The 25,209-nt window shown below is 75.7% G+C and carries 22 protein-coding genes; 8 read left to right on the forward strand and 14 right to left on the reverse strand.

Translation table 11 applies throughout. The features are described 5' to 3' along the window. The first annotated feature begins 6 nt into the window (after positions 1–6). Positions 7–1,266, forward strand: a complete 1,260-nt coding sequence (locus ACFY0X_RS14935) for a pyroglutamyl peptidase (protein ID WP_387753930.1) — start codon at positions 7–9, stop codon at positions 1,264–1,266. An 84-nt stretch (positions 1,267–1,350) separates the two neighbouring features. On the opposite strand, the gene ACFY0X_RS14940 is transcribed toward ACFY0X_RS14935, so the two are convergent. After that, positions 1,351–1,851, reverse strand: a complete 501-nt coding sequence (locus tag ACFY0X_RS14940; protein ID WP_387753933.1) for an inorganic diphosphatase — start codon at positions 1,849–1,851, stop codon at positions 1,351–1,353. 109 nt (positions 1,852–1,960) lie between these two features. Here ACFY0X_RS14940 and ACFY0X_RS14945 point away from each other — a divergent pair, with 109 nt between their 5' ends. Together ACFY0X_RS14945 and ACFY0X_RS14950 are read left to right on the forward strand one after the other, a co-directional pair. Further along, positions 1,961–2,776 (forward strand): hypothetical protein, encoded by an 816-nt coding sequence (locus ACFY0X_RS14945; RefSeq protein ID WP_387753935.1) that lies wholly within the window; start codon positions 1,961–1,963, stop codon positions 2,774–2,776. A 120-nt stretch (positions 2,777–2,896) separates the two neighbouring features. After that, positions 2,897–3,973 carry a restriction endonuclease gene (locus ACFY0X_RS14950; protein WP_387753937.1) on the forward strand — a complete coding sequence of 359 codons (1,077 nt, stop codon included), beginning with the start codon at positions 2,897–2,899 and terminating at the stop codon, positions 3,971–3,973. Between the two features lie 54 nt (positions 3,974–4,027). On the opposite strand, the gene ACFY0X_RS14955 is transcribed toward ACFY0X_RS14950, so the two are convergent. Further along, a complete protein-coding gene (locus ACFY0X_RS14955; protein WP_387753939.1) occupies positions 4,028–4,885 on the reverse strand; it encodes a Mut7-C RNAse domain-containing protein in 858 nt (285 codons plus the stop codon). A 128-nt stretch (positions 4,886–5,013) separates the two neighbouring features. Beyond that, positions 5,014–6,276, reverse strand: a complete 1,263-nt coding sequence (locus tag ACFY0X_RS14960; protein WP_387753942.1) for an MFS transporter — start codon at positions 6,274–6,276, stop codon at positions 5,014–5,016. Positions 6,277–6,754: 478 nt separating this feature from the next. Between ACFY0X_RS14960 and ACFY0X_RS14965 the strand changes: the two genes are divergently transcribed. Beyond that, entirely contained in the window at positions 6,755–9,220 is a 2,466-nt protein-coding gene (locus ACFY0X_RS14965) for a molybdopterin cofactor-binding domain-containing protein (protein WP_387753945.1), read from the forward strand. A 62-nt stretch (positions 9,221–9,282) separates the two neighbouring features. Next, positions 9,283–9,750 (forward strand): (2Fe-2S)-binding protein, encoded by a 468-nt coding sequence (locus ACFY0X_RS14970; protein ID WP_387753947.1) that lies wholly within the window; start codon positions 9,283–9,285, stop codon positions 9,748–9,750. 133 nt (positions 9,751–9,883) lie between these two features. On the opposite strand, the gene ACFY0X_RS14975 is transcribed toward ACFY0X_RS14970, so the two are convergent. The 6 genes from ACFY0X_RS14975 to ACFY0X_RS15000 form a co-directional block, all read right to left on the reverse strand. Continuing rightward, positions 9,884–10,483 carry a TIGR03086 family metal-binding protein gene (locus tag ACFY0X_RS14975; protein WP_387753949.1) on the reverse strand — a complete coding sequence of 200 codons (600 nt, stop codon included), beginning with the start codon at positions 10,481–10,483 and terminating at the stop codon, positions 9,884–9,886. 110 nt (positions 10,484–10,593) lie between these two features. Further along, positions 10,594–11,361 carry an SDR family NAD(P)-dependent oxidoreductase gene (locus ACFY0X_RS14980; protein WP_387754078.1) on the reverse strand — a complete coding sequence of 256 codons (768 nt, stop codon included), beginning with the start codon at positions 11,359–11,361 and terminating at the stop codon, positions 10,594–10,596. 723 nt (positions 11,362–12,084) lie between these two features. Further along, entirely contained in the window at positions 12,085–12,849 is a 765-nt protein-coding gene (locus ACFY0X_RS14985; RefSeq protein ID WP_387753951.1) for a transglycosylase family protein, read from the reverse strand. Positions 12,850–13,399: 550 nt separating this feature from the next. Then, complete coding sequence (locus ACFY0X_RS14990; protein WP_387754081.1) at positions 13,400–14,074, reverse strand: response regulator; 675 nt, start codon at positions 14,072–14,074, stop codon at positions 13,400–13,402. 149 nt (positions 14,075–14,223) lie between these two features. After that, positions 14,224–15,888 (reverse strand): sensor histidine kinase, encoded by a 1,665-nt coding sequence (locus ACFY0X_RS14995; protein WP_387753953.1) that lies wholly within the window; start codon positions 15,886–15,888, stop codon positions 14,224–14,226. 145 nt (positions 15,889–16,033) lie between these two features. Then, positions 16,034–18,562, reverse strand: a complete 2,529-nt coding sequence (locus tag ACFY0X_RS15000; RefSeq protein ID WP_387753955.1) for a SpoIIE family protein phosphatase — start codon at positions 18,560–18,562, stop codon at positions 16,034–16,036. A 126-nt stretch (positions 18,563–18,688) separates the two neighbouring features. Between ACFY0X_RS15000 and ACFY0X_RS15005 the strand changes: the two genes are divergently transcribed. After that, entirely contained in the window at positions 18,689–19,021 is a 333-nt protein-coding gene (locus tag ACFY0X_RS15005) for a DUF4326 domain-containing protein (protein ID WP_387753957.1), read from the forward strand. 8 nt (positions 19,022–19,029) lie between these two features. Here the strand turns inward: ACFY0X_RS15005 and ACFY0X_RS15010 are convergent, their stop codons facing one another. Further along, positions 19,030–19,596 (reverse strand): Uma2 family endonuclease, encoded by a 567-nt coding sequence (locus ACFY0X_RS15010; protein ID WP_387753960.1) that lies wholly within the window; start codon positions 19,594–19,596, stop codon positions 19,030–19,032. A gap of 150 nt (positions 19,597–19,746) precedes the next feature. Here ACFY0X_RS15010 and ACFY0X_RS15015 point away from each other — a divergent pair, with 150 nt between their 5' ends. Next, positions 19,747–21,069: a PQQ-binding-like beta-propeller repeat protein gene (locus tag ACFY0X_RS15015; RefSeq protein ID WP_387753963.1), complete on the forward strand. Its 1,323-nt coding sequence runs from the start codon at positions 19,747–19,749 to the stop codon at positions 21,067–21,069. Positions 21,070–21,190: 121 nt separating this feature from the next. Continuing rightward, on the forward strand, positions 21,191–21,826 hold the full coding sequence (locus ACFY0X_RS15020) for a uridine kinase (protein ID WP_387753966.1): 636 nt from the start codon (positions 21,191–21,193) through the stop codon (positions 21,824–21,826). On the opposite strand, the gene ACFY0X_RS15025 is transcribed toward ACFY0X_RS15020, so the two are convergent. The 4 genes from ACFY0X_RS15025 to ACFY0X_RS15040 all read right to left on the reverse strand — a co-directional run bounded on the left by ACFY0X_RS15025 (position 21,774) and on the right by ACFY0X_RS15040 (position 25,147). After that, on the reverse strand, positions 21,774–22,622 hold the full coding sequence (locus tag ACFY0X_RS15025) for a DNA-formamidopyrimidine glycosylase family protein (protein WP_387753969.1): 849 nt from the start codon (positions 22,620–22,622) through the stop codon (positions 21,774–21,776). The two genes, ACFY0X_RS15020 and ACFY0X_RS15025, sit on opposite strands and share 53 nt — an antisense overlap. A 52-nt stretch (positions 22,623–22,674) precedes the next feature. Further along, complete coding sequence (locus tag ACFY0X_RS15030; protein ID WP_387753972.1) at positions 22,675–23,136, reverse strand: universal stress protein; 462 nt, start codon at positions 23,134–23,136, stop codon at positions 22,675–22,677. Between the two features lie 218 nt (positions 23,137–23,354). Beyond that, positions 23,355–24,341 (reverse strand): zinc metalloprotease, encoded by a 987-nt coding sequence (locus tag ACFY0X_RS15035; protein ID WP_387753975.1) that lies wholly within the window; start codon positions 24,339–24,341, stop codon positions 23,355–23,357. A gap of 95 nt (positions 24,342–24,436) precedes the next feature. Continuing rightward, positions 24,437–25,147, reverse strand: coding sequence for an AAA family ATPase (locus ACFY0X_RS15040; RefSeq protein ID WP_387753978.1), 711 nt, complete (start codon positions 25,145–25,147; stop codon positions 24,437–24,439). Positions 25,148–25,209 lie beyond the last annotated feature (62 nt).

Raw genomic sequence — 25,209 nt, forward strand, 5'->3', positions numbered from 1 at the left:
GCGGACATGACATGTCTACGCCGCGCCGCCGGACTGGCCGCCGCACTCACCGGAACCCTCGCCGCCCTGCTGGCCCCGGCCGCCGCCCAGGCCGCCCCGGCCGACTGCCGCACCTCCGCCACCGTGCCACTGGACGCCGAGCAGGCCCGCCTCCAGGACGCCCGTACGGCCGGCTTCACCGAGCGCTCCGGCCTGGGCGAGCTGCCCGGGGCCTTCCCCTCCGCCCTGTGCGCCGCCCGAAACGCCCGGCAGGCCGAGCGGGTGGTGGCCGCCTGGGGCCGGACGCTCTGGCAGGCTGGCCTGGACCGCGCCCAGGGCCGCCGCCCGAGCGGCGACCTGCCCGCCCGGGACGACCGCCCGCTGTACTGGACCAGGCTCGCCATGACCGTCCGACTGGCGCGCTGGCAGCCCGGGTTCGACGTCGACCACGCCGCGCTGCGGGCCCGCTTCGAGGACGCCTCGCGCGGTCTGGACGACGGCTTCAGCGCCGCCCCCGACGTCCGGAGGATCTTCGTCAGCGGCTTCGACCCGTTCGGCCTGGACACCGAGCCGCGCCGCGCCAACCCCTCCGGCTCGGCCGTCCTGCAGCTGCACGGGCAGCGGATCACGCTCGCCGACGGCAGCACCGCGGAGGTCCGGGCGGTCGTGCTGCCGGTGCGCTACGGGGACTTCGACGACGGCATCGTGGAGCGCGCCTTCGCCCCGCACCTGCGGCCGGGCCGGCGGTCCGCCGACCTGATCACCAGCATCAGCCAGGGCTACCCGGGCAAGTTCACCCTGGAGCGGTGGGCCGGGCGCGCCCGCTCCGCCGACCCGGCGACCGACAACGTGGCCGCGCTCTCCGGCGGCACCTCCCTGCACCCGGTGGACGCCCCCGGGCTGGGCCCCGGGCCGCAGTTCATCCGCACCACGCTGCCGACCGACGCCATGACGGCCGTCCAGCAGCCCTTCCCGGTGCTGCTCAACACCTTCGTCACCGAGATCCCGGCGGGCGCCACCGCCCCGGTCTTCCGGCCGGACGGCCCCACCCCCGGCTCCCGCGCGGTCGCCGGTGGCGGCGGCGGGTACCTCTCCAACGAGGTCGCCTACCGCTCCAACCGGCTGCGCGCGTTCCTCGCCCCGGACCTCCCCGGCGGCCATCTGCACACCCCGGTGCTGACCGGGCTGCCGTCCGACCCGGACCTGCTCACCGCACCGGAGTTCGAGCGGAACGAGGCCGCGATCGGCGACGAGGTGCGGGCGATCCTGAGCACCGTCCGGCTCTGACGGGCCGTCCTTCCCGGTCGGCCCCACCCCCGTCCTGACGGCCGGTCCGGAACCGGCCGCTCGGCGCCGGGCCCCGGGCACCCGCTACGCCGGGTCGGCGTAGCGGGTGCCCGCCGCGCGGGCGCGCGACTCGGCGATCTCGGCGTAGGCGGCGTCGCGGCCCGCCCAGTGCGAGCCCTCGACGGACTTGCCGCGCTCCAGGTCCTTGTACACCTGGAAGAAGTGGGTGATCTCCAGCAGGTCGAACTCGCGCAGGTCGCCGATGTCCCGCAGGTCCGCGTAGCGCGGGTCGCGGGCCGGGACGCAGAGCACCTTCTGGTCCGGGCCGCGCTCGTCGCGCATCACCCACAGGCCCACCGCCCGGCAGGTCAGCACGCAGCCGGGGACGGCCGGCTCGCCGCCGAGCACCAGGGCGTCCAGCGGCTCGCCGTCGCCGCCGAGGGTGCCCTCGACGTAGCCGTAGTCGGTGGGGTAGGCGGTGGCCGTGAAGAGGGTGCGGTCCAGCCGGATCCGGCCCGCGACGAAGTCCATCACGTACTTGTTCCGCGACCCCTGTGGGATCTCGATCATGACCTCGAACTCCACCGCGGCCTCCTCCTTCGGCTCCTCCTCGGCTTCTGCGGGGATTGTCCGCCGTCCGGGCGGCCACCGAAAGCACCCCCGCCGTTCAGCCGGCTCCACTACCATCCGGCACATGGGGAGCTGGCGGGTCACTGTCCTGGACCACCGTCGCCGCAGGGGCGGTCGGCCGCAGGGGCTCCCGGAGGGGCCGCTGGCCCGCCGGGACGGGATCGAACTGCACGCCCGGGACGGCGGACTCGTCTGCGCCGACGCCACCGGCGGCGTCCGCTGGCGGCGGTCCTGCCCGGGCCGTCCGAACGCGGCGCACCTGTCCTCCGGACGGGCGCTGGTCACCACCGACTCCTTCGAGTACACCGCCTGGGGCCACCTCGGCCCGGCCCTGCTGCTGGACCTCGCCGACGGCCGCACCGTCGCCGAACTGCGCGGCGAGCGCGGCGCGGCGCTCGGCGGCGGCCGCTTCGTGCTCGGCCTGGAGGGCTACGACACCTTCGACACCTGGGCGTACGACCGGGACGGCGCCCTGGTCGACTCCTGGCGCAGCTACGGCCACTACGTGGTCGGCAGCGGCCTGCGGGTGGTCGAGACGGACCGCCGCCACCCCACCGGGAGCCGGGTGGTCCGCCTGCTGCCCGGCGGCCGGATCGAGCCCGGCCCGCGGCTCACCGACCCGCAGGCCCCGCCGCCGCTGGTGCTGTCGGACGGCACCCTGCTGGTGCTGGACGCGGGGGTGCTGCGCGCGGTCGGCCGGGACCTGGACCACGCCGTGCTGGCCGAACTGCTGCCCCTGCCCCCGGAGGACCGGCCGCGCTTCAGCGGCTCGCTGCACCGCACCGCCGACCGCCTCACCGTCAACCTGGTGGAACGCCATCCCACCCGCATGGGGGCCTACACCACCCACGCCTGGACCCTGGACCTGCGGGCGCCGTAGCGCCGCGCGTCGCCCCAGGTCTCGATTGTGCGGCGAACTGACGGCCCGGCAGTTCTTCGTCCACGATTCCCCTACGGTGACGCCTGCAACAACCGTCACCATGCAAGAGGGGGCACGCCCATGTCCCGGAGCCGGAAGCTCCACCGCCTCAGCAACCCCGACACCGACGAACGCCGCGCGCAGCGCGCGCTGTTCCGACACCTCCGCGACGACACCAACGCCAACCGAGGCCGGATGGCGAGGCGCGTCCGCGAGCTCCAGCTGCTGCTGGCGATGGACCCGGTCGAGTTCGAGGGACTGATCGCCCGGCTGATGGAGGCGATGGGCATGAAGGTCGAGCTGACCGCCCGGTCGCGGGACGGCGGGGTGGACGTCCGCGGCATCGACCCGGACCCGTTCCGCGGCGGCAACGTCATCGTGCAGGTGAAGCGGTACCGGGACACGGTGGCGCCCTCCGCGGTGCGGGACCTGTACGGGACGCTGCGGCACGACCAGGCCGCGACCAAGGCCGTCCTGGTCACCACCAGCAGGTTCGGCCCCAGCTCGCACCAGTTCGTCGCGGGCAAGCCGATCACCCTGCTCAACGGCGCCGAGCTGGTCGGCCTGCTCAAGCACCACGGTTTCCACGAGGTCTTCGCGGACGCCCAGGACGAGGCCGCCGCCGAGGCCGGCGCCCTGGACGGGCTGCCCGCGATCGAGGTGGCCACCGAGCCGTCCCGGCTGCTGCTGCACTGGACCGGGGAGGAGGAGTACGACATCGCCGCCCTGGTCTGCACCGGGAACGTGGCGCTCTCCGACGACCACCTGGTGTTCTACAACAACGGTTCGACGCCCGACGGTTCGGTGCGGCTGGTGACCGGCTACGGCGACGCGAACGCCTGCCTGATGGTCGACTTCGACGCGCTGCCCGCCGAGGTCGACCGGCTGGTCGTCATCGCCGCCGCCGACACCGAGAACCACCCGGAGGCCACCATGGGCGGGTTCGCCGGGCCGGCGCTGATCCTGGAGGCCGCCTCCGGGCAGGACGCGGCCGTGGTGCACCTGGCGGACGGCGCGGAGACCAACACCGCGATGCGGCTCGGCCGGTTCGACCGCGAGCCGTCCGGGGACTGGGAGTTCACCCCGGCGCTCGCCGGGTACCCGGGCGGGCTGCGGCAGGCCGTGATCGCGTACGGACTGGAGGTCGTGGACGCCTGACGGGGGCGGGGCGTCCGGCCCGGGCCGGGCGCCCCGTACGACGGCCCTGGTGTTCTACGACAACGGGCCGTCCGCCGGAGCGCTCCACCCCGGGACGACCACGACCCGGCCCTGGCCGTCCCCGGGCTCCTGGCCGGTGGCGCCGGTCCCGCCCGAACCGCTCGGCCCGCCCGTCCGGCCGTCGCCGCCGCCGCCGCCGAAGTCGCGCACCGCCTCGGTGACGATCGCCTCCAGCCGGGCGTGGTGGGCACCGCGCCAGTAGGCCTGGCCGCAGTCGGTGCACCGGGCGAAGGCGTCGTAGGAGCGCTCGGTGCCGTCCCGCAGCTGCTCGCGCACCGAGGTCTTGGTGGCCGGGAGCAGGGTGCCGTTGCAGGTGGTGCAGCGGCTCCAGGGCGCGAGCGGCGGCGCGAAACGGGAGAGCACGTCGCGCAGTTGCTCGGCGGGGCGGTGGCTGTAGACGTACGCGCCGGCCCACAGTTCGCGGCGGCGCAGCAGGCCGCGGTCGCGGGAGAGCATGATCCGCTGTTCGGCGGCCGAGCGGGCGGCCAGGGCGGCGTCTCCGATGTCGGGGTTCTCGTACGCGGCGTCCACGCCGAGCAGGCGCAGCCGGCGGGCGAGGGTGCCGAGGTGGACGTCGAGCAGGAAGCGCGCGGGGACGGGCGAGGGCTGCGGCCTGGCCACGGCGCGGACGGCGATCTCCTCGCCGTCGGCCGGGACGTGGGTGTCGGGCACGGTCCGGCCGTCCACCAGCAGTGCGCCGACCTCGGTGAGCGGGACGCCCAGGGACTCGACGACGTGGCCGAGGGTGGAGGTGCCGTCGGTGCGCAGCGCGGTGCGGCCGGCCCGCCGGGGCGCGGAGACGAAGAGGTGCAGCTCGGGGGCGAAGTCGAGCGAGATCTGGGGTCGGTCCACGCGGCCAGCATGCCAGCGGGCGGCGGGCCGGGGCCACCGGTTTCCGGCCCGCCGCCCGCAGGTCCCCGCCGCCCCGCCGCCGCGACATCCCCGCCGTCGCGACATCCCCGCCGTCGCGAGGTCCGAGGTCAGGCGCCCGCGGCCACCGGTGTCGGCGGTGTCACCGCGTGACGGCCGTCCCGCGCCGCCCAGCGGGCGACCGGGCCCATCGCGTACCCCGCCACGAGGAACACCCCGCCCAGGACCAGCCAGCCGGCCAGGCCCCCTTCCAGCAGCAGCGCGGTGAGCAGCAGCGGCCCGAGGGTGCGGGCGACGGCGACGCCGGTGCCGAAGAAGCCCTGGTACTGGCCGATCCGCCCGGGCGGGGCGAGGTCGAAGGCGATCTGCCAGCTGCCGGCGGACTGCCGCATCTCCCCGGCCACCTGCAGGACGGAGGCCGCGACCAGCAGCGCGCCGACCGCCCACACCGGCACGTCCAGCGCGGACAGTCCGAAGACGGCGCAGGAACCGAGCAGCAGCAGCCCGGCGGAGCGCACCGCCCGGGCGGCCGGGTCCAGGCCGGTGATGCCCCGCGCCGCCCGGACCTGGAAGGCCAGCACCGCAAGGGTGTTGAGCACGAAGAGCGCCGATCCGAGCCAGCCGATCCCGGGGGCGCGGGCGGCGATCCAGAGCGGGATGATCAGGCTGAGCAGCGGCATCCGCAGCAGCAGGACGGCGTTGACGGCGGTGACGGCGGCGTACCGGCGGTCGCGCAGCACGGCGAGGCGCGGCCCGGCGTCCGACGGCCCTGCCGCGGGCGGGGCTTCGGGCAGCCGCCGCAGGACCAGCGCGCCGAGCAGGAAGCCGAGCGCGGTGACGGCGAAGGCGGCCAGGTAGGCGGTACGGGTGCCGACGCCGAGCGCGATGCCGCCGATCGCCGCGCCGACGGCCAGTCCCCCGTTGAGGGTCGACTGGACGTGGGCGAGCAGCGCGGTCCGCTGCGCGGGCGGCACCAGGGCGGCGACCAGCGCCTGCCGGGCGGCGGTGAGGCCGGACTGCGCGGTGGCGTAGAGGCAGACCGCGAGCAGGAACAGCGGGTAGGAGCGGATCACCAGCAGGGCGGCGACCACGGCCGCCGTGCCGAGCGCGAGCGCCACCGAGGTGCGGCGGGGGCCGCGCCGGTCGGCGAGCGAGCCGAGCGGGACGCCGGCGAGGGAGCCGAGCGCCCAGGCGAGGGTGAGGCCGAGCCCGAGGGCGGTCGGCGACATCCCGACCACCCGGGTGAAGTAGAGCGCGGAGCAGGTGTAGTAGGCGCCGTCGCCGACGGCGGCGGCCAACTGGGCGGCCGCCAGCGTCCGCTGGGGACCGGCGGGCGGCAGGGCGCCCCGACGGGCGGCTCGGTCGGTCGGCACTGCTTCTCCTTCACTCGTTCGCGGGGATCACCCGCCAGCCCCGGACACCCGGCCGCCGTGGACGTCCTCACGGTCCGTCACCCGCACCCGTCCACGGCCGTAAACCTCATCACGGTCCGTCACCCTTGTTCGGTGCGCCCGGACGGGCGGCGCGCGGAGTCGGTCTCCACCGCCGCCGGCTCCGGCACGCCCCCTACCCTACGGAGGAACCGGCCCAGTGGACCGGTCCAGTGATCAAGGAATTCCCTGGGCCAATCCACGGCGCCGCCGTACCGCCGACCGACCGCTGAACCCTCGTGCGAGGGGCGTCAGTTGGCGCCTCCGCGCCCTTCGGAGCGGTACCGAACCGGCCTCGCCCGCGCCTGCGAAGCGCCGTCCGTACCCGCTCCGAATCCGCCTCCGCCGACCGGCGGGAAACCGAGATCGGGCCGACCAGGGGCCCGCTTTGACCGTGTTGACCCCTCAGTAGCGCCCTCCTATGCTCAACGGCATTCGCGACCAGGCACCGGGCCGGGGCCGCCCCGGCCGCCCGTTCCGTCGCCGCCTCCGGCTCGAAGGGTGTCCTCCCATCAGCACCTCCATCGCCCCCTCGGACTCCACCGGCCAGCCGGGCGACGCCGGACACCCGCTCGCCCACGCCCTCCCGTACGCCGCCGACGCTCCGACCAGCCCCACTGCCCCGGCCGCTCCGGCCGCTCCGGCCTCCCGGGCGACGGCAGGCGGCCCCCGCCGCCGGCGCTTCCTCACCTACCTGCTGGCCGCACCCACCCTCACCGTCGCCGCCGGCCTCGGCGTCGACACCGCCGCGCCCGCCACCGCCCGGGCCGCCGCCCCCGCTCCCCCCGCGGGCTCCGTGCCGGTCCACGAGACCGCCCTCCCGAAGCAGTTGATCGGCCTGCCCGGCATCCCGGACATCGTCGACCTCGGCGACGCGATGATCATCGCCGGGCTGCCGACCGCGCACCTGCTGGTCCTCGAAGTCACCCCCGCCGGCCGCGCCGTCCTCCACCTGCCCCGGCTGGAGGTCGGCCAGGGCCTCACCACCGCGATCGCCATGATCGTCGCCGAGGAGCTCGACGCCCGGCTCTCCGACGTCGACGTCCCGCTCTCCGACGCCCGCCCCGAACTCGTCTTCAACCAGCTGACCGGCGGCTCCAACTCGATCCGCTCGCTGTACGACCCGGTGCGCGCCGCGGCCGCCGCCGCCCGGGCCCGGCTGGTGACCGCCGCCGCCAAGCGCTGGAACGTTCCCGCGACCACCCTGCGCACCGCCGACTCCGCCGTCGTGGCGCCCGACGGCCGCCGCCTCGGCTACGGCGACCTCGCCGCCGAGGCGGCCGGCGTCACCGCCCCCGCCGTCCCGGCCGTCCCCAAGAACCCCGACCAGCTGCGCCTGGTGGGCCGGCCGACCGGCCGGATCGACGCCCGCGACATCGTCACCGGGCGTGCCCAGTACGCCGGGGACCTCAGGATCCCGGGCGCCGTGCCCACCGTGGTCGCCCGCCCGACCACCGTCAACGGCACGCTCAGGTCCCTGGACGCCTCCGCCGCCCGCGCGATGCCCGGAGTCCTCGGCGTGGTGCGGATCCCGAGCGGCGTCGCCGTCCTGGCCGAGACCTTCGACCAGGCGCTCAAGGCCCGCGACGCGCTGCGCACCACCTGGAACCCGGGCCCGGTCGCCGGCCTGTCCGACGCCGACGTGCGGTCCCGACTGCGCGCCGCCCAGCTGCCGTCCCTCCCGCCGCCGCTGTTCGCCCACCGGGTGGAGGGGGAGTTCGACTTCGCCTTCGTCAACCACGCTCCGATGGAGGTGCTCACCGCCGTCGCCGACGTCCGGCCGAACCGGGCCGAGATGTGGTTCGCCGCGCAGAGCCCGATCCTCGCCCAGGGCACCATCGCCGCCGAACTCGGCCTGCCGGAGAAGGCCGTCACCGTCCACGTGGTGCGCGGCGGCGGCTCGTTCGGCCGACGGCTGTTCTTCGACGCCGCCCTGGAGGCCGCCCAGGTCTCCAAGGCCGCCGGCCGCCCGGTCAAGCTGATGTGGACCCGCAACGACGACATGCGCCACGGCCGGGTCCGCCCGGCCAGCCACCACCTCGTCCGGGCCACCTACGGCCTCGGCCAGGTGTTCAGCTGGGAGCACCACGTGGCCGGCGTCCGGACCGACCTCGGCCACGGCCTCGGCGACATGCTCACCGCCGCCGGCTACGACCTCCCGCTGGCCGGCCTCACCGCCTCCGAGCTGTTCTTCCTGCTCACCGAGAAGATCCCGTACGACGTCGGGGTGCCCACCCAGCTGCTCGCCGAACTGCCGCTGGAGCTGAACACCGGCAGCTGGCGCTCGGTCTACTCGGGTACCGTCCGGGTCTCCGACGAGATCATGATGGACGAACTCGCCCGCCGGATGGGCGAGGACGAACTGGCCTTCCGCCGCGCCCGGATGCGCGGCGCCGCCGGGCGGGCGGTGCTGGACGAGCTCGCCGCGCGGGGCGGCTGGGGCCGCCCGATGCCCCCCGGCCACGCCCAGGGGATCGGCTACCACGACGAGCACAGCGCCTGCGTCGGCTACCTGGTCGAGCTGGACGCCACCGACCGGACCGACCCCCGGGTGACCAGGGCCGTCATCGTCGCCGACGTCGGCCGGGTGATCAACCCCAGGGGCCTGGAGGCCCAGCTGACCGGCGCGCTGGTCGACGGCATCTCGGTGATCCTCCGGGCCGGCAACCACCTGGACAACGGCGCCTTCCGGGAGGGCAGTTACGGCGACTTCCACTACGCCCGGCAGCGGCACACCCCGCCGGTGGTCGAGATCCACCTGATGCCGCCGAGCGGACCGCCCGGCGGCGCGGGCGAGGTGGGCGTCCCGGCCGCCTCCGCCGCCGTCGCCAACGCCTACGCCCGGGCGACCGGCACCAGCCCGCGCTCCTTCCCGATCAACTTCTGACGCACCGCCAACTCATGTCCCGCCAAGACTCCTGACCACCAGCCGAGGAATCCCGACTCCCCATGCCCACCCACACCTTCGTCCTCAACGGGCGGCCCGTCACCGTCGAGGCCCCGGACGACATGCCGCTGCTCTGGGTCCTGCGCGACAAGCTCGGCGTCACCGGTCCCAAGTACGGCTGCGGGGTGGGCGTCTGCCGCGCCTGCACCAGCCACCTGGACGGCCGGGAGTTCCAGCCCTGCACCCGGTCCGTCAAGGACTGCGCGGGCCACACCGTCACCACCATCGAGGGCCTGGCCGACGGCGAGGTCCTGCACCCGGTCCAGGAGGCCTGGCTCGCCTGCGACGTCGCCCAGTGCGGCTTCTGCCAGCCGGGCCAGATCATGACCGCCGTCGCCCTGCTGCGCCGCACCCCGAATCCGACGGACGCGGACATCGACCAGATCCAGAACATCTGCCGCTGCGGCACCTACCCGCGCATCCGCGAGGCGATCAAGCAGGCCGCCGCCCGGCGGGCCGCCGAGCACTGATCCGGACCGGCACCGCCGGTCGGCCCTGCGCGGCCTCGCCACCCGTCACGAGAAGCCCGCCACCGCCCGCCGGGCGGGGACTCCGCGTCGCCGGGCTCGTCGTCCGGTCCGCCCGCTGATCCGCGGACAGGGCCTACGGCGCGTCCCGGGGGTCGCGGCCGAAGAAGGCGGCGAGCCGGTCGTACGCCGGGGCGTCCTCGGGCACGGCGACGGCGGGGCCGAAGGCGTGGTGGTCCTCCTCGGCGCCGCGGTACTCGGGCTTGAGCGCGCCCTCGGCCCAGGCCAGCGCGACGCGTGCGACCTCGTGGTCCAGGCCCTCGGTGGACTGGCCGGTGGCGCGGGCCAGATCCCAGCCGTGGACGGCGAATTCGGCGATCTGCTGGTCCACCGGGAAGCGGGCCGGCAGGGTGCCGAAGCCGGGGACCTCCAGGGTGCCGCCGAGGTCGCCGGCCGCGCGCCAGGCGCCTACCAGCTCCTCCGCCCCGGCCTCGAAGGCGTGCAGCCAGTCCTCCTCGACCCGGTCGAAGGGCTGCGACCAGTCCGGCTGCCCGCCCTTCGCCCGTACGGTGAACTGCCGCAGGTCGTACAGGAGATGGCTGACCAGGTCGCCGACGTCCCAGGAGCGGCAGGGCGTCGGGTGGCCGGCCAGCTCGACGCCGGTGCCGTCGATCAGCCCGGCGGTCTGCGCGAGGGCCCGGGCGAGCAGCCCGATCGGGTCTTCCGCTGCGGTCATGGCACACCTCTCGGTACGGGGTCCCGGTGCGGGAGCGCGGTGTCGTGCCGGGTGATCGTAAGCGCGGGCGCCGACCACCGCCCGGCACGACACCGTGCGGCCCCCGCGCGTCAGGCGGCGAAGCCGCCGTCCACCGCCAGCTCCGCGCCGCTGACGTACCGGCCGTCCCCGCCCACCAGGTAGGCGACGGCGGCGGCGACCTCCGCACCGGTGCCGTAGCGGCCGAGCGCGGTGAGCCCGCTCTGGAACTCCGCCGAGGGGCCGTCGGCCGGGTTCATGTCGGTGTCGATCGGCCCGGGGTGGACGAGGTTGGCGGTGATCCCGCGCGGCCCGAGCTCCCGGGCCAGCGCCTTGGTCAGACCGATCAGCGCCGCCTTGCTGGTCGCGTACAGCGTGGCGCCGGGGAAGGCGACGCGCTGGGCGACGCAACTGCCGACGGTGACGATCCGCCCGCCGTCGGCCAGGTGCGCGCAGGCCGCCCGGGCGTAGAGGAAGGGGGCACGGACGTTCACCTCCAGCGTCCGGTCGACGTCCTCCAGCGTGAGCTCGCCGATCGGGCCGAGGACGCCGACGCCCGCGTTGTTCACCAGGACGTCCAGCCTCCCGAACCGCTCGACGACGGCCTCGACCACGCCCTGCACCGCCTGCGGGTCGGCGCTGTCCGCCCGTACGGCCCAGCCGGTCCGCCCCATCGCGGTGATCTTCGCGACGACCTCCTCGGCCCGCTCCGCGCCGCCCTGGTAGGTCAGCACCACGTCGGCGCCGTCCTCCGCCAGCCGCAGGGCGACCGCCGCCCCGATTCCCCGGCTGCCACCGGTCACCAGGGCCACCTTGCCGTCGAGGCCGTCGCCACCGTTGCGCACTGCCGCACCGTTCATGGTCATCTCTCCAGAACTCCTCGTTCCGATCTCGGACATGACTCGATCCTGGTCCGGCGCGCTTCAAACCTCCGGCGGTATTCGGACGTTGCGTTCAACGTTCAACAACGCTTCCAAGCGCCCCGCGCCCCGGCGTGCGCACCTGCCACCGGTCGGACCACCGGCCACCGGCCGCCGGGTCGGCTCCGGCGCGTGCGAACGGCGGCACGACCTTCCGTCCGCCGCCCCGGACCCTCCGAACCGGACCCTGCCGACGCCCGCCGACTCCTGCCGGCCCCGTCGACACGGGGAACACCGCGCCCCCGCGCGGTCGGCCACCCGGGGGCAGCCCGCGAAACAGCCCCCGAACGGCCCGTGAACGGCCCGCCAACGCGACGGAACCGGGCGCGGGGGGGCCCCCCCCCCCGCGGGGGGGGGGGGGGGGGGGCGGGGGCGCGGGCGGGGGGGGGGCGGGGGGGCCCCCCCCCCGCCCGGGGGGGGCCCCCCCCGCCGGGGGGGGCGCGGGCAGCCCCCCGGGGGCCCCCCCCAAAAACCCCCCCCCACCGCCCCCTAACCGCCCCCCCACCCCCCCCCCCCCGCCCGCCCGCCCCCCCCGGCCGGGGGGGCCCCCTCGGCCGGTTCGAAGGCTCCGTCAGGCGTCGGCCGTCGGACCGGACCCGCGAGGCGGGGATCCCGCCAGGCAGAAGGGACGTCAGGCCGAAAGCCCGTCGGGCGCGGATCCCGTCAGACGGCCAGCGTCTGGCCCGGGAAGATCAGGTCCGGGTCGCCGCCGATGACGCGCACGTTGTTCCGGTAGAGGCTGTCCGTGTCGGTGCCGAACTTGGCCGCGATGTCGCTCAGGGTGTCACCGCTCCTGACGGTGTAGCCACCCGCCGCGGTGTTCTTCGGTGCGACCGGCGTGACCGGCGCGGACTGCGCGGGCTTGGCCGCGGGCTGCCCCTTGGGCGCCTGCGACTTGGCCGCCGGCTTGGCGACGGGCGCGGCGGCGGGCTTCGCCGCCGGCTTGGCCGCGGGCTTCGCCGCCTTCGTGCTCGGCTTGGCCGGCTTGGCCGCCGCGCCGTCGGAGGTGTCGACGGCGGCCGGGGCGCCGCCCCTGCCCAGGCCCGCCTTCTGCGAGCAGACGGGCCAGGCGCCCGGGCCCTGCGAGGCGAGGACCTTCTCCGCGACGGCGATCTGCTGCGCCCTGGTCGCCTTGCCGGCCTGGGCGGCGTAGGCGGTCCCGCCGTACGCGGCCCAGGTGGACGGGGTGAACTGCAGTCCGCCGTGGAAGCCGTTGCCGGTGCTGATGCTCCAGTTCCCGCCGCTCTCGCACTGGGCGACGGCGTCCCAGGTCGAGGCGGTGGCGGCGGAGGCCGAGGTGGCCGTGACGAGGCCGGCCACCGGCAGGGCCGCGACGGCGGCGCCCGCGACGACCGCCATCCGAACGCGGTGGCGCTTGGCGGTGGCGGTGGTGTCGGTGGCAGCGGCGGTCTCGTGACGGGGATTCATACAAGTCCTCTCGACAAGTCCCGGGTGGGCATGCGGAACCAGGCCCGGGACAGGGGCCGGCAGTTTTTCGCTCACCTCACTCGACGGGCGGCCGGACACGTGTCGGACGTGCCGTGCCGCCCCGGTCACCTCCGCGCGCCGACGGCCTGTTCGAGCCGGCCTGGTCGGCGGGCACCGCCCTCGCGCCGCTGGTCAGGCGGCGGGCAGTGCGTCGGGGTGAACCCGGGTGGCGCTCGTTGCGCCGCCAACGAAGCTAGGGGGCATCACCCGGACGCAGCAAGCAATTCTTGGACGCCGCAGGTCAGTTGACTGTTACCGGCGGTACAGATCAAGAAAAGGTGCCCGATTTGACCATTTTTGACCGTATTTTCAAGATCAAATGGTCGAATTCCGTGCCCTCGCTCACATCTATCCCTCCGAGAAAGCTCACACGCCATCCACGCCGAGGAATCGTCAGGTGACGCACCGTCACCACCGCACCCGGAGTTCCCGGTTCCGCACCGTCGCCGAGTGGGATCCGTCACGGCCGCTACTCACCGAGACCGCGAAATCACTGGACGTGACGGCCGTCGAGCTCCGCGTCCCGGGCCAACAGCGCCGCCTGGACCCGGTTCTCACAGCCCAGCTTGGCCAGGATCCGGCTGACGTAGGTCTTCACCGTCGCCTCGCTCATGTGGATCCGCGCTCCCGCGTCGGCGTTGGACAGACCCTCTCCGAGCAGCGCCAACACCTCCAGCTCGCGCGGGGTGAGCACCTCCAGCCGGCGCCGCGCCGCCACCGCGCGGGCGGCCAGCGAGGCGCTGCGCCCGGACGCCAGCGAGTCGACGATGTGCCGGGTGGCGGCCGGGGAGAGGAAGGCGTTGCCGCCCGCGGCCGCCCGGACGGCCTGGATCAGCTCGTTCGGCGCGGTGTCCTTGAGCAGGAAGCCGGCCCCGCCCTCGGTCACGGCGCGCAGGACGTTCTCGCGCTCCCCGAAGGTGGTGAGGATCAACGCCCGCGCGCCGGGGGCGACCTTCGCCAGCTCCGCGAGCGCCGTCAGCCCGTCCATCACCGGCATCTGAATGTCCAGCAGCACGACGTCCACCCGGTGCGCCCGCGCGAGCTCCAGCGCCTCCCGCCCGTCGGCGGCCTCCGCGACCACCTCGATGTCGTCGGCGGAGCCGAGGATCATCCTGATCCCGGCCCGGATCAGCGGCTCGTCGTCGGCGACGAGGACTCGGATCACGCTGGTCATTCCCCCTCGAACGGTGCTTCGGCTGCGGCACCATCCTCACATCCCGGCGGGCCGCTCCGAACCACCCCGGTCCCGACCACCGCGCTCCGAAACCGGCCCGGACCGGACCGGTCGGAGCACCCGCCCGCGCACAGGGGCACTCAGACCCGGGCGACGTACTCCTGTTTCTCCACCAACGCCCCGTCCCGGAAGCAGAATCGCGCCACGTGCTCCTCGTTCCAGCCGGCACCGGGCGCACCGCTCAGGACGAACCAGCGGCAGTGCGCGCCCACCGGCGCCTCCGGACCCGTCCCCTTGTACGTGTCGGTGAAGAAGTCGTTGCCGCGCGGCAGCGTCTGCAGCACCTCCGTCTCCGCGGTGCCGACCCTGATCTGGTCGTACATCGGCTTCTGCACGGTCGCGTCGTTGGTGCCCTTGACGAAGGCGACCACGCCCCAGACCATCAGGCCGAGCACGACCAGCGCGACCACCACCACCCCGAGCGCGCAGCCCATCGCCGGGCTGCGCCGCCGGCCCTCCGCCTCCTCGACCGGCGGCAGGCCGTCCACCGTCCAGTCCTCGGCCCCGCCCGTCGCCGCCGCGTCCTGCTCCGCCCCCTCGTACGGGAGGACGCCCGCCAGCCGGAAGCCGTGCTCCGGCGTGGGACCGGCGTGCACCATGCCGCCGACCAACCGGGCGCGCTCCCGCAGGCCGGCCAGCCCCTGGCCGCCGCTGACCGCGGCGCCCGCGCCGACCCGTGCCCCCACGAGCTCCGGCGCGCGGGTGTTGGTCACCTCCACGACCAGCGCGTCCGGCTCGTACCGCAGCGCGACGCCGATCGGCGCGCCGGGGGCGTGCTTGTGCGCGTTGGTGAGCGCCTCCTGCACGATCCGGTACGCCGCGTGGTCGACGGAGGCCGACAGCGGACGCCGCTCGCCCTCCACGGTGAGCTCGATCTCCGTCCCGGCCGCCCGGGAGGACTCCACCAGTTCCCCGACACCGTCCACCCCGCCCCGGGCCGGCGGCCCGGCGGCGGCCGGCCCGGGGGTGGGCGGCAGCGCCGTCGACTCGTCGTGCAGCACCCCGACCACCTCGCGCAGCTCGCGCATCGCCGCGACCGCCGCCTGCCGCAGCACTCCGACCGCCTCGCGCTGCCGGTCGGTGAGCGTCCGGTCCACCTCCAGCGCACCCGAGTGCACCGAGATCAGCGCCAGTTGGTGGCCGAGGCTGTCGTGCATGTCCTGGGCGATCCGGTGCCGCTCGCGCAGCCGCGCCTGGTGCACCACCATGACCCGCTCGCGCAGCAGCTGCTCGTTGCGCTCGCGCAGCGCGTCCAGCAGGGCGCGGCGCTGCGCCCGGTAGCGGCCGTAGAGCGCGGGCAGCACGGCGGACACCAGGAAGAAGCCGAGCGACAACGGCAGGACGAGCTTCGGCGAGAGCGAGGTGAAGTCCTTCAGTACGCCCGTGGCGGTGAACAGCACCCACCCCACGACGAAGGCGCCGACCAGCGACCACACCCGGCGGATCCGCGCCCCGGCCGTCCAGCCCGCGCAGACCAGCAGCGGCATCGGCCCGACCGCCCAGCCGGCGAGGGCCGCGGCGGCGAGCAGCACGGTGGCCGGCAGCCCCCTGCGCAGCACCCACAGCACCGCGACGGCGAGGCCGAAGGACACCGCCAGACCGCTGTTGGAGAGCAGTTCCAGCAGCGCGGCGAACCCGCCCATCACCAGGGCGATCACCGCCTCGCCGACCACCCGCCGGGGCCGCCAGGGCCCCGGCAGCGCCGTCCGTACCACTGTCTTCCAGGCCCGCGCGATCGCTTCCACGCGTCGAGGCTATCGGTCCGGCCGGGGCGCCCGCCGTCCTCCTTCGTCGCCGCCCGGTGCCGACGAAAGTCGCCTGGACGGGCTCCGGCGAGGGGCCCGCCCGACCGCCGGTCAGCTGCTCACCGGGGCCCGACCGTTGGGCCGGTCAGCCGAAGGCCGTGAGCAGCAGCGCCACGTCGTCCACCCGGCGGGTCGAGCCGACCTCGCGCAGCAGCCGCTCGGCCGCCTGCTCCAGTCCCTCCCCCGCCGGGGCCCGGGCCAGCGCGGCCCGCAGCCGCTCCACGCCCTGGTCGATCGCCACCGCCGGGTCCTCCACCAGCCCGTCGGTGTAGAGGGCGAGCACCGCTCCGTGGCCCAGCCGCAGGTCGCTGACCGGGTAGTCGGCCCGTTCGTCGACCCCGAGCAGCGGCCCACCAGCGACGTACAGCGCCTCGGTCCGGCCGCCGGGGTGGCGCAGCACCGGCGGGAGGTGCCCGGCCCGGGCGATCCGGGCGAGGCCGACGGCCGGCGTCAGCCGGACCAGGCAGCAGCTGGCGAGCAGTCCGGGGTCGAGGTCGAGCAGCAGCCGGTTGGTGCGGGCGAGCACCTCGTCGGGCGGGTCGCCGCCGGTGGCGAAGGCGCGCACGGCGCTGCGCAGCTGCCCCATCGTGGCGGCCGCGCCGACGCTGTGGCCCTCGACGTCGCCGATCACCAGGGTGACGTCCGGGCCGGTGACGATCGCGTCGTACCAGTCGCCGCCGATCTCCATGCCCTGGGTGCCGGGCAGGTAGCGGGCGGTGATCCGGATGCCGGGCGCCTCGGGCAGCCGGTGCGGCAGCAGCGCCTGCTGCAGCCCGCGGGCGAGCGTGAACTCGGCGTCGTACAGCCGGGCGCGCTCCAGGGCCTGGGCGATGAAGCCGCCGAGCGCGGTGAGCAGGCCGCGCTCCTCCACGGTGAAGGAGCGCGGCAGGTCGAAGCCGAGGATGCAGCTGCCGACCGGCCGGCCGGAGGCGATCAGCGGCAGGAAGGCCCAGGCGCCCATCTCGTCCAGGGCCAGGCCGGGGTAGGTGGCGGCGAGTTCGCGCACCGACTCGAAGAAGATCGGGGTGCCGGTGCTGAGCGTCTCCGAGCCGGGCACCCGGGCGTCGGTCGGCAGGCCCTCGAAGGCGTCCAGGAAGCCGTCCGGGTAGCCGGTCTGCAGGAGCAGGTGGAGGCGCTGCTCGCGCACCGCGTAGATCGCGAGCTCCTGCCCGCCGAAGGCCGGCAGGATCTCCTCGGCCACCGCCCGGCAGACGTCCCGCACGGTGACGGCCTCGGTGAGCGCGCTGGCCAGCTGGAGCAGGTGGTGGGTGTCGCCCACCCCGGTGCGGGCGGCGGGCGGCGGGGTGACGGACGGTTCGGCGGCGCCCGGCGGTGCCTCGGCCGCGAACACCCGGCCGGTGACGCCGTGCGCGTCCGGGTAGAGGGAGAAGGCGAGCCAGCCGGCGGGCGGGCGGGCGGCCAGGAAGGCGGTCGGCTGCTGGGAGAGCAGGGTGGCGCGGTACCGGTTCTCGTAGAAGGGGTCGGCGAGCCAGGGCAGCACCTCCCAGGGCTGGTGGCCGATCAGCTCCTCGCGGCGGGCCCCGAGCAGCGGTTCGACGGCGTGGTTGGCGTAGCTGATCCGGCCGTCCGGGTCGAGCGAGAACACGCCCTCGTGCAGCCGCTCGACGGCGGCCGCGGCGGCGGTGAGGGCCCGTGCGTCCAGCACCGCGCCGACCAGGTGGGTCCGGCCGTCGGAGATCGCCACGGGCACCCGCGCCCACAGTTCCACCGGGTAGGGCCGGCCGTCCGGTCCGAGCACCCGGACCCGGGCGGCCAGCACCTCGCCGCGCTCCAGCGCGATGCGGGCGGCGGCCCGGAACTCGGGCAGGTCGCCGGGGGCGACCCGGCGGTTCAGCGCGGCCACCGTGCCGTCGAACTCACCCGGCCCGAAGCCGAAGATCTCCTGGAACCGCTCGTCGGCGGCGAGCGCCCCGGTGGCCACGTCCCAGTCGAACAGCCCGACCCGGGTGGCCGGCACCGCCGGTGGCGGCAGCTCCACCACGGCCACCTCGCCGCCCGGCTCCACCGCCTGCGCGGGCTCCGCCAACCCCGCCAGTCCGGCGCCCAGTCGGTCGGCCACCTCGGTCAGCCGCCGGACGGCCGATTCCGGCACCCCCTCGTCCGAGGCGGGCCACAGTCCGCTCAGCACCCCGAACCGCTCCCCGCCGTGCGCCACCGGCACGCAGGCGGAGGCGAAGTCGTACGGCATGCCCACCGCGAGCTGCGGGAAGCGCCGCATGGTGTCCTCGGTGTCGGTCAGGGTGATCACGTGCCCGGTCCGGAAGCAGGCCGCGACCGGCATCGGCCCGGCGGCGGGCACCCGCCGGAACGGGCTGATCACCGCCAGCGGCACGCCCGCGACCGTGCGCAGCACCAGCGACCGGCGGTCCCGCGAGCGCAGGTACACCAGCGCGCCGTACGCCCCGGTGGTCCCGAGCACCCGGCGCACCGCCTCGGCGAACAGCTCGTCCCGCCGGTGGTCCGCCCGCCCGACGGTGTCCTGGACGGACCTCGGGGCCGACCGGTCCGCCTCCGCGCCGGACCCGGGCTCCCGCGGCCGGTCCGGACCGGGCCGCGCACCAGGGGCCCCACCGGTCGCGTGCGGATGGCGCATGCTCTTTTGCTACGCCCGGCCCGCAACCGTGTCAAGGCGAGTCCGCACCCGCACCGGGGCCCGGCTGAGGCCCGCGGGACACGCCCCGAGCTGCCCGGGGGCCCGGCGTGCCCCAGCATGGACGGCATGCCGAGCGATTCCCGCCGCACCACCGTGGTCAACCTCAAGGGCCACCGCGACGACCCCGGGTACCAGGACGTCGTCTACGTCGGCCGCGCCATGCACCGCGGCGGCTGGCACCTCGACGAGTCCCCGCTGCACTGCCCGTACCGGCCCGGGCCGGACCTCACCCGGGAGGAGATGGTCGTCAAGTACCGCGCCCACCTGCTCGCCCACCCGGAGCTGCTGGCCCTCGTCCCGCCCCTGCGCGGCCACCGCCTCGGCTGCTGGTGCGCCCCGCTCCCCTGCCACGCCGACGTCCTCGCCGACCTGGCCGACCACCCGCCGGGCAAGCACTGACGCCGCCGTCAGACCCCGGAGAGGTCCACCTCCACGGGATACGGCACCACGGCCTTGACCAGCCCGGTGAACAGCTCCCCCACCCGGTACGCGGCGCCGGCCGCGTCCAGTACGTAGGTGTGGACGATCGGCACCCGGCCGGCGGCCTGCTCGACCCGCCAGTAGAACGGGATGCCCGCCTTGGCGTACTGGTCCAGCTTGACCACCCGGTCCGTGGTCTCCGAGCCCGGCGAGACCACCTCGACCAGCAGCAGGACGTGGTGGGGTCTGGTCGGCGACTCGTCGATCGTGTCCGCGCGGTAGACCACGACGTCCGGTCGGCGGTTGTTCAGCGGTACGTCCTGCAGCCGGACGTCGAAGTCGGTGTCGGCGTTCCATTCGACGCCACCCGCCTCGTCCAGGGCGTTCGCCAGGAACCGGGCGAGCCGGTTGTGCCGCTTGGAAGCGCTCGGGGACACGACCACCATCCCGTCGACGATCTCGATGCCCGCGCACTGCTCATCGGTCCAGGAGTCGTACTGCTCACTGGTGATCTGCCGGTGCATCCACTCGGGTGCGATCATCTCGGCCGTCACGGCGTACCTCCCCTGGGCTGCTGGGCGGGCCTCGTGCTGTGTGCCACAGCCTAGTACGGGCGTTGCGGGGGTTTCGGACGGTTCGGGAACTGTTCGATATTCTCCGGGCGGGTGGTGGCGTGGGGCCGCCGGTGGGGAAGCGAGAGCCGTATGCAGTCGCCGTCGTCCGGAGGGCCCGCGCGCGAGTCGTCGTGGCAGTGGGACGGGGAAACCGGCGGCGGCGAGGCCGGCGAGGACGTGGTCGCGGGCGGCGGGGAGCGGCCGCGGCCGAGTCGGCGGCGGTTGCTGGCCGGGGCCGGGGTGCTCGCGGCGGGCGGAGCCGCCTGGGCGTTCGGCCGTTCGGGTGTCGGTGGCGCCCTGCCCGCGCCGGAGCCGACCAGGCCGGCCCCGACCGCGCTGTCCGGGCCGACGCCGCTCTGGACCTACCGCGGCCCGGAGGCGATGACGCCCGAGCGGCTCACCGACCCGCCGGGGCGGCCCCTCTACCTCTCCAAGAACGGTCTGCAGGTCCTCGACCCCGCCAAGGGGACCCCGGGCCGGCTGCTGGTCTTCGACCCGCCGCCCTCCCGCAACTGGCCGAGCGACCTCGACACCCTCGGCAAGCTGGTGCTGGGGCCCGACCACCTCTTCACCACGTTCCAGGGCCACGTCGAGGCCCGCCACTTCACCGACCCCGCCGCCGACTGGAGCCTGCCGCTGCCCGACGAGCTCCAGGGGCAGACCCGGCTGTCCGGCTACGACCGCCATGACCCCGGCGTCCTCTACGGCTACTCCTGGGGCCGCCCGCGGGCCGACGGCACCCCGGCGGACAACCGGGTCTTCGCGCTGCGGGTCACCGACCGCTCCCTGCTCTGGTCCGTCCGCACCGAGCAGGAGGAACAGCCCGTCACCCCCGCCACCCACAGCGGCGGCCACCTGCTCGCCTGCGTCCGTTTCCTCGGCGGCCGCGCCGAGCTGGTGGTCCGGGACGCCGCCACCGGCCGCGAGCTGTGGACCGCCCCCGGTGAGGAGGACCAGCGCTGGTGCGTCAGCGACGCGGGCGGCTTCCTCGTCCCCGACGGCAACGGCGGCGTGCGCGCGCTGCGGGCCACCGGCGAGCCGGCCTGGACGCACTCCCCCGCCCGGGGCGATTCCCGGCGGGCACTGCCGCCCCTCCCGCACGGCCCCCAGGTCTACGTCCCGTGGGACCAGGGCGTCGTCACCTGCCACGACTCGTCCTCCGGCGCCGTGCTCTGGTCCTGCCGGCTGCCGTTCCCGCTGGACCGCCGCAGCCGTCCGCTGACCGGCGACGGGACGCTGTTCGTCCCGGGTACGGCGGTCGGCGGGGTCGCCGCGATCCACACCTCGACCGGCGAACTCGGCTGGACCTTCCACGACTCCGGCCCCGGCAAGGACGTCTGGACCCTCGCCTCCGACGGCGGCCGCCTCTACGCGGGCCACGACGACGTCCTGCACGCGCTGCCGCTGAACTGAGCGCGCGCCCGAGGGAACGGCGGGACGGCACGGTCCACCAGGCCGACACGGACCGTCAGTACGGCACGGACCGTCCGGAGGACCCGACACGGTGGACGGCCCGACACGGCAGGATGGCCCGATGCAGGTACGCCCGATCTCCCCCGACAACCTGGCCGAGCTGCTCGCCGACCGCATCGCCGCCCTGCCCGACGCCGGCGCCCGGCGCCTGCGGGTGGCCGTGGACGGCGCGGCGGCCGCCCGCCCCGAGGCGCTCGCCGACGCCCTGGTGGAGCCGCTGCGGCTGCGCGGCCACCCGACGCTGCGGGTCTCGGCCTCCGGCTTCCTGCGCCCGGCCTCGATCCGGCTCGAGTACGGCCACCGGGACGCTGACGCCTTCCACGACCTCTGGCTGGACGACGGCGCGCTGGCCCGCGAGGTGCTCGACCCGCTGGAGCCGGGCGGCAGCGGCCGCGTCCTGCCCTCCCTGCGCGACCCGGTCACCGACCGTTCGACCCGCGCCCCGTACACCGAACTCCCGCCCGGCGGCGTGCTGTTGCTGGACGGCGCGCTGCTGCTCGGCCGGTGGCTGCCGCTGGAGCTGACCGTCCACCTGGCGCTCAGCCCGGCCGCGCTGGCCCGCCGCACCCCGGCCGACCAGCAGTGGACGCTGCCCGCCTTCGCCCGCTACGAGGCGGAGACCGGGCCCACCGGGGCCGCCGACGTCACCGTCCGGGTGGACGACCCGCGCCACCCCGCCCTGGTCGAGCGGCCGTGATCTCCGGGGCCGGCCCGCGCTGGCAGTACGGGCACCAGAACACCGCCCGGTCCCGCGGCGGCGAGCCCTGGCGGCCGGCGGCCACCGGGGTGACGCAGCGCGGGCACGGCCGTCCGGCCCGGCCGTAGACCCAGTGCTGGTAGCCGGGCCGGGTGTCGCCGGTGGTGATGTGGCCTGGGCGCAGTTTGTTGGCCTCCAGCATCTGCCGGGCGCGCTCCACCAGCCGGTCGGGGTGCGGGAGTTCGCCGACCTCGGTCCACGGGGTGACGCCCGCCACGAAGCACAGTTCGTTGGCGTAGACGTTGCCGATCCCGGCGAGGTTGCGCTGGTCGAGCAGGGCCTCGACGACCGGGCGGCCCGGGCGGGCGAGGAGCCGGCGGACGGCCTCGACCGGGTCCCAGTCGGGGCCGAGCAGGTCGGGGCCGAGGTGGCCGACGATCCGCTGCTCGTCGGTGGTGCGCAGCAGTTCGACGACGGGCAGCCGGTAGCCGACGGCGGTGCCCCGGTCGGTGCCGAGCACGGCGCGGACCTGCCAGTCGGGGCCGCCGCTCCACCGCTCGCCCGGGCGGTAGACCTCCCAGCGGCCGTCCATCCGCAGATGGGTGTGCAGGGTGAGGCCGCCCTCGAAGCGGGCGAGCAGGTGCTTGCCGCGCGGGGCCACCTCCAGCACCCGGCGGCCGGTGAGGTCGGCGGTGGCGTACGCGGGCACCCGCAGGTCGGCGCTGGTCAGCGGCTGTCCGGCGAGGGCCTCGTGCAGCCGGGCCGCCACGCGGTAGACGGAGTCACCTTCTGGCATGCCTCCATTCTGGTCCGCGCGGCGGCCCGGCGGGGCGGCGGCCCCCTCCGCGCTACTCCGACTGCTGCGCGGCGCCGTGGGCCTCGCGCACCACGACCACCGGGCAGGGCGCGTGCTCGGTGAGGTGGCGGCTGACCGAACCGAGCAGCACTCCGGAGAAGCCGCCCAGGCCGCGGCTGCCGACGACGAGCAGCGCGGCGCCCTTGGCGGCCTCCAGCAGTGCCTGGGCGGCGTTGCCGGGCATCACGCTCTCGGTGATCCGCACGCCGGCGTCGTCGCCGGCCACCTTGGCGACGGTGTCGCCGAGGGTCTTCCCGGCGAGTTCCTCGGGGTCGAAGGTCTCGACCGTCGGCACGCCCTGCCCGGCCCAGCCGTAGAAGGCCGGGTACTCCCAGGCGGCGATCGCGTGGACCGTCCCGCCGACGGCCTTCGCGTAGTCGATCGCCCAGCGCAGCGCCTGCTCCGAGGCGGGCGAGCCGTCCACGCCGACGACGATCCGGGGATTGGCACTCATGCCCCTGCTCCTTCGGTTGCTCTGATCGGTCCCGACCCTCCGAACATAGATCAAATCGGACAAATGGCCGGTAGCTGCCACGCCGGAGGCGGCCTCCGGCTTTCGATTCCACTGCGGCAGGCGGCTACGGCCTGGGGGATGTCCGGATGCCGGGCGGGGCCCCGCCGCCGTTCCGGCGCTTCACCGGGCCCCTGGTACCGCCGAGCCGCTGCCCCCACTCAACTCCGGTAGGCCGCCCAGGCGTTGGCCATCCGCCTGACCTGCCCCGGGGTGAAGCGGGTCATGCAGGCGTCGTAGCTGTAGTCCATGAAGTTGTGGATCGGGTCGGCCCCCGGGCTGGTGCAGGTGTCACGGCCCTCGGGGCAGCCGGAGGCGGCGCCGCGCTCGGCCGGGGTGTCGTCCACGTAGTCGCCCGGAGCCCGGCAGCCGCCCTGGAAGGTGTGGAAGAGGCCGAGCCAGTGGCCGATCTCGTGGGTCGCGGTGTCGCCCTCGTCGTAGTGGGTGGCGGCGCCGCCCGGCAGCGAGGCGTCGAGCACCACCACGCCGTCGTCGGTCGGGTTCGTCCGGTACGCGTTCGGGAAGGTCGACCAGCCGAGCAGGGACTCGCCGAGCTGGGCGGTGTAGAGGTTGAGGGTGCCCTGGTCGCCCTTGCGCAGCGCGGTCTTCATCTCCCGCTCGGCCGCCGAGCCCGGGGTCATGCCGGTGTACCAGGAGGCGTTGTCGCTCCAGTCGGTGCCGGCCAGCTCGAAGTGGAACGGGCTCCCGACGTTGCCCTCGCCCTGGCCGCCGTAGCTCTCGTTGAGGTGGTCGATCTGGCCGGACACGGCGGCCTGGTCCAGCCGTCCGGCGTCGCCGTCGTGGATCACGTGGAAGAAGACCGGGACGGTGACGGAGGCGCCGGCCCGGACCCGGCCGGTGCCCAGCTGGGCGAGCCGGCGGCCGAGGTCGGCCTGCATCGCCCGGGCCTGCGCGGCGCTGACCTCGTTCGGGTCCCGGCTCGGCCGGCTGCCGGCCGGCAGCCTGGCGGCGGCACCGGCGCCGTCGTCCGCGCACGCGACCGCCGGAGCGGCGGCCGGAGCGGCGGCGAGGTGCGCGGCCGGGGCGGCCGGGGCGGCGAACTGGCTCAGACCGGCCGTGGCGACCAGCGCGGCGGCGCAGGGGAACAGACGGGGGGCACGCGAGGGCACCCGGGCAGTACGGCGCATCAGCGCTCCTGACGGGGAGTTGACGGAGTCTCGGCCGCGCTCCGGGCCTGCTCCGGCCGGACCCGCCGGCGCCGCCCGGCGCGGACTCGCCGAGACTACGACGCCGTGAAGTCGATCTCCCGCAGGGCGCGCGCGGCGGCCCGGTCGAGTACCACGGCCGACGCACAGCCGGCCGGCAGCAGTCCGGCGTCGAGGATCCGGTGGCGCAGCCGGGCGACGGCGGCCCGGTGCCGGGCGAAGGCGTAGCGCGAGACGACGCGCCGGCGCCGCCGCTGCCCGTCCAGTGCCTCGGCCGGGTCGGCGTCGAGCAGCAGCAGGTGCACCCGACGGCCCTGCGCGGCGGCGGCCCGGACCAGCCAGGCCCGCACCCAGGGCTGGGTGCCGCAGTCGTGCACCGCGAGCGGCCCGCCGTCCAGCACCGCCCGGCGCAGCCGCCGGTAGTGGGCGAGCCGGGCCAGCGGGCGGTAGAGCGCGTACGGCAGCCGGCCGGGCAGCCGGGCCTGGTACTCCTCGCGGACCAGCTGGGAGTCGACCAGCGGGGCGCGGACGCAGCGGCGCATCAGGGTGCTCTTGCCGCTGCCGGGCAGACCGGTGACGACCAGCAGGTCCCCGGCCGGGTAGCGCAGGACCGTCGGCTCGGGCCCGCGCAGTTCGTGCCGTACGGGCGGGTCGTGCGGCGCGGGCAGGACGACCCGCTCCCCGGCGGCGCGCGGCGGCGGCACCGGCGGCACCGCCGCCGTCCGCACCGTTCTCGTCCCGCTCACCCGGTCTCCCCCCGCCGTTCCCGTCCGAGGAGCATGTCGCATTCAAAAGGGCGAGTAAAGGGCGCAGGCCCGGGCGGGTACGGACCACCCGGTGGTCGGCGGAG

Origin of the sequence: Kitasatospora sp. NPDC001547, from assembly GCF_042894165.1 — a bacterium.
Classification (GTDB): Bacteria; Actinomycetota; Actinomycetes; order Streptomycetales; family Streptomycetaceae; genus Kitasatospora.

Excerpts from the sequence above, each read along its gene's own strand:
- ACFY0X_RS15020 (WP_387753966.1), top strand. The coding sequence starts at position 21,191 with ATGCAGGTACGCCCGATCTCCCCCGACAACCTGGCCGAGCTGCTCGCC.
- ACFY0X_RS14965 (WP_387753945.1), top strand. The coding sequence starts at position 6,755 with ATGCTCAACGGCATTCGCGACCAGGCACCGGGCCGGGGCCGCCCCGGC.
- ACFY0X_RS15015 (WP_387753963.1), top strand. The coding sequence starts at position 19,747 with ATGCAGTCGCCGTCGTCCGGAGGGCCCGCGCGCGAGTCGTCGTGGCAG.
- ACFY0X_RS14980 (WP_387754078.1), bottom strand. The coding sequence starts at position 11,361 with ATGAACGGTGCGGCAGTGCGCAACGGTGGCGACGGCCTCGACGGCAAG.
- ACFY0X_RS14970 (WP_387753947.1), top strand. The coding sequence starts at position 9,283 with ATGCCCACCCACACCTTCGTCCTCAACGGGCGGCCCGTCACCGTCGAG.
- ACFY0X_RS15040 (WP_387753978.1), bottom strand. The coding sequence starts at position 25,147 with ATGCGACATGCTCCTCGGACGGGAACGGCGGGGGGAGACCGGGTGAGC.
- ACFY0X_RS14975 (WP_387753949.1), bottom strand. The coding sequence starts at position 10,483 with ATGACCGCAGCGGAAGACCCGATCGGGCTGCTCGCCCGGGCCCTCGCG.
- ACFY0X_RS15035 (WP_387753975.1), bottom strand. The coding sequence starts at position 24,341 with ATGCGCCGTACTGCCCGGGTGCCCTCGCGTGCCCCCCGTCTGTTCCCC.
- ACFY0X_RS14935 (WP_387753930.1), top strand. The coding sequence starts at position 7 with ATGACATGTCTACGCCGCGCCGCCGGACTGGCCGCCGCACTCACCGGA.
- ACFY0X_RS14985 (WP_387753951.1), bottom strand. The coding sequence starts at position 12,849 with ATGAATCCCCGTCACGAGACCGCCGCTGCCACCGACACCACCGCCACC.
- ACFY0X_RS15030 (WP_387753972.1), bottom strand. The coding sequence starts at position 23,136 with ATGAGTGCCAATCCCCGGATCGTCGTCGGCGTGGACGGCTCGCCCGCC.
- ACFY0X_RS14945 (WP_387753935.1), top strand. The coding sequence starts at position 1,961 with ATGGGGAGCTGGCGGGTCACTGTCCTGGACCACCGTCGCCGCAGGGGC.
- ACFY0X_RS15025 (WP_387753969.1), bottom strand. The coding sequence starts at position 22,622 with ATGCCAGAAGGTGACTCCGTCTACCGCGTGGCGGCCCGGCTGCACGAG.
- ACFY0X_RS14950 (WP_387753937.1), top strand. The coding sequence starts at position 2,897 with ATGTCCCGGAGCCGGAAGCTCCACCGCCTCAGCAACCCCGACACCGAC.
- ACFY0X_RS15000 (WP_387753955.1), bottom strand. The coding sequence starts at position 18,562 with ATGCGCCATCCGCACGCGACCGGTGGGGCCCCTGGTGCGCGGCCCGGT.
- ACFY0X_RS15005 (WP_387753957.1), top strand. The coding sequence starts at position 18,689 with ATGCCGAGCGATTCCCGCCGCACCACCGTGGTCAACCTCAAGGGCCAC.